Origin of the sequence: Streptomyces lushanensis, from assembly GCF_001700515.1 — a bacterium.
GTDB classification, from domain to species: Bacteria; Actinomycetota; Actinomycetes; order Streptomycetales; family Streptomycetaceae; genus Streptomyces; species Streptomyces lushanensis.
The window spans coordinates 1-6,842 of record NZ_MAUD01000077.1; the positions used below are offsets into that span (position 1 = coordinate 1).

Consider the following 6,842-nt stretch of genomic DNA (forward strand, 5'->3'; position numbering starts at 1 on the left):
TCCACACCGTCGTGGCCGCCGGCCTCGCCGAAGAGGCGCGGTGACCCCGCCCGCCGCGAGCCCGCCCCCTTTCAACGACCCGGAGGCCCAGCCATGACGAACGACCACGCACGCGCCGCGCACCACGCACGTGCCGCGCACATACGTACCGACCCCACCCCCTACGACCTCCTCGGTATCGGCATCGGCCCGTTCAACCTCTCCCTCGCCGCGCTCTGCGACGGCTCCGCCCCCGGCCTGCGCACCCTCTTCCTCGACGCCAAGCCCGCCTTCTCCTGGCATCCCGGGCTGCTCATGGAGGGCACGGTCCTCCAAGTGCCCTTCCTGGCCGACCTGGTGACGATGGCGGACCCGACCAGTCCATGGTCGTATCTGAACTATCTGCGCGAGCACGACCGGATGTTCCCGTTCTTCTTCTCCGAGCGGTTCCACATACCGCGCCGTGAGTACGACCACTACTGCCGCTGGGTCGCCGAGCGCCTGCCGTCCTGCCGCTTCGACGCGCGCGTCACGGAGCTGGAGTGGGAGGACAACGAGGACGGAGGCCGGGGCGGGGACGACGGCCGGGGCGGGGACGAGGACCACGGCCGGGACCGGGGCGCGGGCGGTGGCGCGTTCGCCGTCACCTACCGCTCGGCGGACGGCTCGCTCTCGCGCGTACGGGCACGTCACGTGGTGCTCGGCGTCGGCACCTCACCGGTCGTACCGGAACCGCTCCGTCCGCTGCTCACGCCCGCCACCTCGGAGCCCGCCCCGCCCGCGCCGTCCGACGGCCTCGTCCTGCACAGCGCCGACTACCGCACCCACCGGACACGCCTGGCCGGACTTGACGACGTCACCGTCATCGGCGCCGGCCAGTCCGGCGCCGAGGTCACGCTCGATCTTCTGCGCCGGCAGGACGGCAGCGGCCGGGGCGGTCCGTACGTACGCTGGCTCGCCCGTACGCCCGCCTTCGCGCCGATGGAGTACTCCAAGATCGGCCTGGAGCACTTCACCCCCGACTACATCCGCTACTTCCGCGCCCTGCCGGACGGGCGCCGCGACCAGCTCGTCCGCGAACAGTGGCAGCTCTACAAGGGCGTCAGCGAGGAGACGCTCGGCGAGATACACGACGAGCTGTACGAGCGGACGATCGGCGGTACGGAACCGCGCGCCGCGCTCCACCCGGGCGTGGCGGTGGTTGCGGCGCGGCCCGAGAGCGACGGCGGCACGGGGTACGTACTGACCTGCCGCCACACCGAGCAGGACGAGGTGTTCGAGATACGCACGTCGGCGATCGTCTCGGCCACCGGTTACGCGGCGGCCCGCCCGGACTTCCTGGACACCCTGGCGAAGCTGGTGGTCTGGGACGAGAAGGGCCGCTACCGGATCGACGACCGTTACCGCGTCACGCTGGACCCGCGCGTGACCGGCACGCTGTACGTCCAGAACGCCGAACTCCACACCCATGGCGTCGGCGCCCCCGACCTCACACTCGGCGCCTGGCGGGCCGCGACGATCCTGAACGCGGCAGCCGGCCGCACAGCGCTCCGCGTCCCCGAACGCGCCGCCTGGACAACATTCGGCGTACCGGACGCACCAGGCGTGCCGAGCGCGTGACGCGAGACTCACGAAGGCGCCACGGCGGGCACCGCCTTCAGCTGAGGCCGACCGGGGTCCAGCGTGAAGACGGTGCCGTCCGGCGTACTGACGACCAGAGCCCCGCCGCTGAGCAGAACCCTGGGGCCGTACGAGGCGATGGCTGCCGCACTGGCGCGCGCATGCGTCTGCCAGAGTTCCTTGCCGGTCCGCGCGTCGAGCGCCACCAGGCGCCCGCTCTCACTGGCCAGATACAGGGTGCGCCCGCCTGCGTCGAGCAGGGGGTCGCCCAGCCTTTCCACGGGCGTCCGGACTGTCCACAGCCGCTTGCCGGTTTCCGGCGACACGGCCGTCACCCCGCCGTTCGACTCCACGAAGTAGAGCGTGCCGTCCACCAGGGTCGCTGTTCCGCGAAGCTCGTCCCGGAACCGCACGGTCCTCCCGCCGCCGACCTCGGGGTCGAACAGATCCGCATGGGTGTAGATCATGTCCTCCAGCGAGGTGCCGGTCCCGTCCGAGCGCCGGTCCAGGAACACGATGCGGCCGTCGTGGATTCCGGTGGGGAGGCCGTTGGGCAGGTTGGACACGCGACGCGAGGTGCCGTCGTCCAGGTCGAAGACGAGAAGGACCGAGGTGGTGATCCCCTCGGAGGTTCGCTCGCAGAGCATGTACGGGTCACCGTCGGTGGCGAGAAGTGAGCAGGTATGGCCTGCGGGCAGCTCCCCCGTCCAGCGCGTGACTCCTGTCCGGGGTGTCCGGGCCGTCACCGACTGCTCGCCCTCGTCCATGGTCAGGACGAGGTCCTCCGACAGGAAGCCGGTGGGGTTCTGAGGGCCCGCCGGGTGGGCCCAGAGCTGTCTGCCCTTCTCGGCATCGAGACCGATGATGTCGGCCTGGCCGGGGCCTTCCTCGAACGTCGTTTCCAGCACGAGCACCGAACCGTTCCGCACACCGATGACAGAGGACGTGTACCCATCGGTTGCTTCCACGGACCGCGCGGGGGCGGCACGCCAGACGGTCTCACCTGTCCTCGCGTCGATCCGGACCGGAAGCACGCCCTCGCCACCGCAGTAGACGGAGTCGTCGTCCGTCACGCAGTGTGAACCGTCTCCCATCTCGATGCTGTTGACGGCCTCCTGGACGCCGGTCGCCGCGGGTTCGTACAGGGTCGTCTGCCAGGGGTGCCAGCCGCTGGGCACCGGCTTCCACCGCGGACTCGGACTTCCGGCCGACGGCGAGCCGGCGGACTGTCGTGCCCCTGCCCCGTTCGCCGTACCCTCGTCCCCGCCTCGCTGCCCCAGGGTGAGGTAGACCGTGAGGCCGAGAGCCAGGATGCCCGCGGTGGCGGCGGCTGCCGGACGCAATCGTCGCCCGCGTCCGGCGCGTGCCGCGGTCGCTGTATGCGCGGTGGAGGGCCCGCCCCCGAGGGTGATGGTCGGTATGTCGTTCGGCGCCGACTCGGGCAGAGCGGCGAGCAGTTGTGCCAGTTCGCCGAGTTCCGGCCGGCCGGCGGGCTCCTTGGCCAGGCAGCGTGCCACGATCCCGCGCAGCGGCTTCCCCACCTCGTCCAGCACCGGATCCTCGTTCATCACCCGGTGCGCCGTCAGAAACGGGCTGTCCGCGTCGAACGGCCCGCGTCCGGTCGCCGCGTACACCAGCAACGCCGCCAGCGAGAAGACGTCCGAGGCCGGTCCTGCCGAGCGGGGATCCTGGAACTGCTCGGGAGACATGAACGGCGGCGTGCCGAACATGTCCCCTGTCCCGGTCAGGGTCTGGTTCTCCGCCGCACGCGAGATCCCGAAGTCGATGACGCGAGGTCCGTCCTGGGCCATCAGCACGTTCGCGGGCTTGAGGTCCCGGTGCACCACGCCTGCGTCGTGGATGTCGCGCAGCGCCTCGACGAGCCCGAGGGCGAGCCGCCGCAATTCGCTGTCGTCGAGAGGGCCATGTGTGCGGATCCGGTCGGCCAGGGATGGTCCGGGCACATATTGCGTGGCCATCCACGGCCGTGCCGCCTCCGGGTCCGCGTCCATGACCGGCGCGGTGAAGGCTCCGCTCACCCTGCGCACGGCGGTGATCTCCCGCCGGAAGCGGGCACGGAAGACCTGGTTCTCGGCGTACTGGGCGTGCACCACCTTGATGGCGACCTCGCGCCCGGAGCGCGACCTGCCCAGGTAGACAACTCCCATGCCCCCGGAACCGAGACGGTCGACCAATCTGTAGCCGCCGATCGACCGTGGATCGTCCTTGCTGAGCGCCACTGCTCAAATCCCTCCGCCTGCAAGGAAGTCGGATCAACAGAGTAGAGGGGGATACCCTGCGGCGGAGTGCAGACATTCGAACAATCCTGCACCGTGGTGTCACGCGCACACCCGATCCTTCACCGGGGCGGTCGTCCGCCGCCCGGGGCGGTCAGCGGGCGCCCGGGGCGGTCAGCGGGCGGACGAGGTGATGTTCTTCTCCATGGCGTCCAGGATCCGGCTCGCGCCGGTGTAGCCGATGCCCAGCATCCAGAGGTTGTCGTCGACCTCGAAGGCCATGTTCTTCTTCACCGCGTCGAGGTTCTTCCACAGCGGGCCACCGGTGATGCCGGTCTCCTTGGCCTTCTCCGGGTCGCCGTAGGTGGAGTGGAAGATGACGTCCGCGTCGGCCTTGTCGATCTGCTCCGGGCTGACGTCGAGCGAGAAGCCGTCCTTGTCCTGGTTGGCGGGCCGGCCGACCCCGAGGTCCTTGAAGAGGGAGCCGACGAAGGTGTCGTTGAGGTAGAGCCGGGTGTCCGCGCCCTCCACGAACCGCACGAATCCGACCGTCGTCGCTTTCGCCTTCGCCGCGCCGCCCAGCGCCTCCGTCAGCCGCTCGACACGCGCTTCGTAGTCCGCGACGACCGTGGCCGCCTCCTTCTTCCTGCCGAGCGCGTCCGCGTGGAGCTGGAAGTTCTCCCGCCAGGTCGGCCCGGTGGTGCCGGAGAAGACGGTCGGCGCGATCTTCGAGAGCGAGGCGTAGTTCTTCTCGTCGCGGACCTTGCTGCTCAGGATCAGGTCCGGCTTCAGCGCGGCGATCGCCTCAAGGTTCGGCTCGGCGATCACCCCCACCGGCTCGATGCCCTTGAGCTCGTCGGCGGGGAGGTACGTCGAGAAGGGCGCCCGGTCGGCGACGGCGGTGGCGCCGACCGGCGTGACGCCCAGCGTGACGGCCGAGTCGAGCGCGTCGGTGTCCAGCACGACGACCCGCTCCGGCACCCCGTGGACCTCCACCTCGCCCATCACCGTCTTGACAACACGCGTGTCGCCTTCCGCGCCGGCCCCCTTGCCCGTGGACTCGCCGCTGCCGCTGCCGCTGCCGCCGCACGCGCCGAGCGTGAGCGCGCATACGGCGGTGGCGGCGGCCACCGCGAGACGGCGGCGGGTGAGGGCCGTTCTGAACACGGTGGACACGATGAGGAGACCTCTCGGGCAGAAAGAAGTAAGGGGAACCTAACTTTAGCGGCCCTCAGGTCACAAGTCACGGTCGCCACACGGCTCTTGGTCACGCGGAGTTGACGAGGCCCACCAGATCCAGCAGCGTCCGTGACAGCTCGTCCGGCCGTGTGAAGAGCGCTTCATGGCTTCCCGGAGCCCGGACGACGGGTACGTCCCCCAGCCGTTCGGGGAAGCGGGGGACCCATCCGTACTCGCCGGGCGGCAGCGTGTGGTCGTCCGCCCCCACCACATAGGCGCTCGGGACGTCGACACCGCTGGGAGTCATGTCGGCGGTCGGCGCGTCGGTCATGGTCCGGTAGGGCTGCGGGCGGAGCAGCTCGCAGACGACGCGCGCCGCCGCCTCGTCCGCGTCCTGCATGAAGCTGGACGCGAAGAGCTCGAAGGGAACGCCGACCGTGTTGTTCCCCGACGCACGGCTCAGCTCGTCGAAGGCGGTCTTCATCCCGGGCGGCAGGGCGTCACGCAGCGACTCGCCCGCCCGTGGCACGAACGCGCTGTAGAAGACCACCTGTTTCAGTCTTCCGGCGAGCCGCCGCTCCGCGCCGCCGATGACATAGCCGCCCCAGCTGTGCGCCACGACCGTCACGTCGTAGAGATCCAGCCGTTCGATCCGGTCGACGAGGGCGTCGGCACAATCGGCGAGTGTGACATCACGGGGATCGTCGTCGACGGCGAGGCCGGGACTCGTCGGGGCCAGTACGCGGTGACCGGCCGCCCGCAGCCGCGCGGCCACCGGCTGCCAGGCCCAGCCGCCGTGCCATGCCCCATGGACCAGGACAAAGGTTTCGGACATCGAATCACCCCTCGAAGTCCCTTTTCCGAGCGTAACAGCCCCGCTTTCGTGCGGTTCCCTACGGTTCTGTACGTCTCTGTGCGCGCAGCGACGCAATCGTCACGCGATGCGCGCGTCCCGGCCCCGGTGCGGCCCGCCGCGAAAAGTCTTCGGCTCCAGCCGCAACCTCGGCGCCGGACGGACGTCTGTCGGGGTGGAGGCGCCTCCACCCATCTGTCCGTCCATTGCCGAGATGATTCGAGGAACGGTATGTCCGCACGTCACACCGCTGTACCCGCTGTCCGCGGTGCCCTCCGGCGCCGGCTGCGGCTGGTCCTGGGTACGTCCGCGGCCGTCGCCGCGCTGGCTGTCGGCGGAGTGGTGACCGCCGCCCAGGCCGACTCGGCGAAGCCGGTTCCGGCCCCCGCCCCGGCGAAGCCGGTTCCCGCGAAGCCCGCGCCCGCGAAGCCCGTACCCGCGCCCGCCCCGGCGAAGCCCGTGCCGGGCAAGCCCGCTCCGGTCCCGGCCACGCCGACGCCGGTCCCGGGCAAGCCGGGTCCGGTTCCCAGCCCGGTGCCGAGCCCCGGTCCGGCCGAGCCGTCGCCGGTTCCGAGCACGCCCGGGAAGCCGGTACCGGCGAAGCCCGTACCGGCGAAGCCCGCGCCTGCCAGGCCGGTCCCCGCGCCCGCGCCCGCCCAGTAGCGACCCCCAGGGGGCCGCCCGGTGACGACCGGGCGGCCCCCGCCCCCGCCACCCGTCCAGGAGAACCATGAGCACAGCGGCAGCGGCAGTCGCAGCGACCCTCCCCCACCGTTGGCGCTTGCTGCTGCGCAGCCTCGCCGGAAGACGTGACCTGCCGACCGCCCTCACCGGACCGCCCTGGGCCACGGCCGCGATCGACGATCTCTACCACCACCGCCGGCTCCCCCTCGTCCGGCTGGCCCTGCTCCTCGTGGACGACCTGCCCACCGCGGAGGACGTGGTCCAGGACGCGTTCGCCGCGCTCTTCCGGC

5 protein-coding genes and 1 pseudogene are annotated in these 6,842 nt (G+C 71.1%); 3 read left to right on the forward strand and 3 right to left on the reverse strand.

Annotated features, from left to right (window positions below; all coding sequences use genetic code 11):
* Nucleotides 1-93 precede the first annotated feature (93 nt).
* The gene (locus tag BFF77_RS06890) at nt 94-1,599 is read left to right on the forward strand and encodes a lysine N(6)-hydroxylase/L-ornithine N(5)-oxygenase family protein (protein ID WP_079124896.1); all 1,506 of its coding nucleotides are present in this window, start codon (nt 94-96) and stop codon (nt 1,597-1,599) included.
* Between the two features lie 8 nt (nt 1,600-1,607).
* On the opposite strand, the gene BFF77_RS06895 is transcribed toward BFF77_RS06890, so the two are convergent.
* The 3 genes from BFF77_RS06895 to BFF77_RS06905 form a co-directional block, all read right to left on the reverse strand.
* On the reverse strand, nt 1,608-3,839 hold the full coding sequence (locus BFF77_RS06895; protein WP_066944948.1) for a serine/threonine-protein kinase: 2,232 nt from the start codon (nt 3,837-3,839) through the stop codon (nt 1,608-1,610).
* A gap of 171 nt (nt 3,840-4,010) precedes the next feature.
* Nucleotides 4,011-5,012, reverse strand: coding sequence for an ABC transporter substrate-binding protein (locus tag BFF77_RS06900; RefSeq protein WP_079124897.1), 1,002 nt, complete (start codon nt 5,010-5,012; stop codon nt 4,011-4,013).
* Between the two features lie 91 nt (nt 5,013-5,103).
* A complete protein-coding gene (locus tag BFF77_RS06905; RefSeq protein WP_066944951.1) occupies nt 5,104-5,850 on the reverse strand; it encodes an alpha/beta fold hydrolase in 747 nt (248 codons plus the stop codon).
* 249 nt (nt 5,851-6,099) lie between these two features.
* Between BFF77_RS06905 and BFF77_RS06910 the strand changes: the two genes are divergently transcribed.
* The gene (locus BFF77_RS06910; RefSeq protein ID WP_066944954.1) at nt 6,100-6,531 is read left to right on the forward strand and encodes a hypothetical protein; all 432 of its coding nucleotides are present in this window, start codon (nt 6,100-6,102) and stop codon (nt 6,529-6,531) included.
* Between the two features lie 118 nt (nt 6,532-6,649).
* Nucleotides 6,650-6,842 (forward strand): annotated as a pseudogene (locus BFF77_RS06915) (SigE family RNA polymerase sigma factor); the annotation flags it as partial.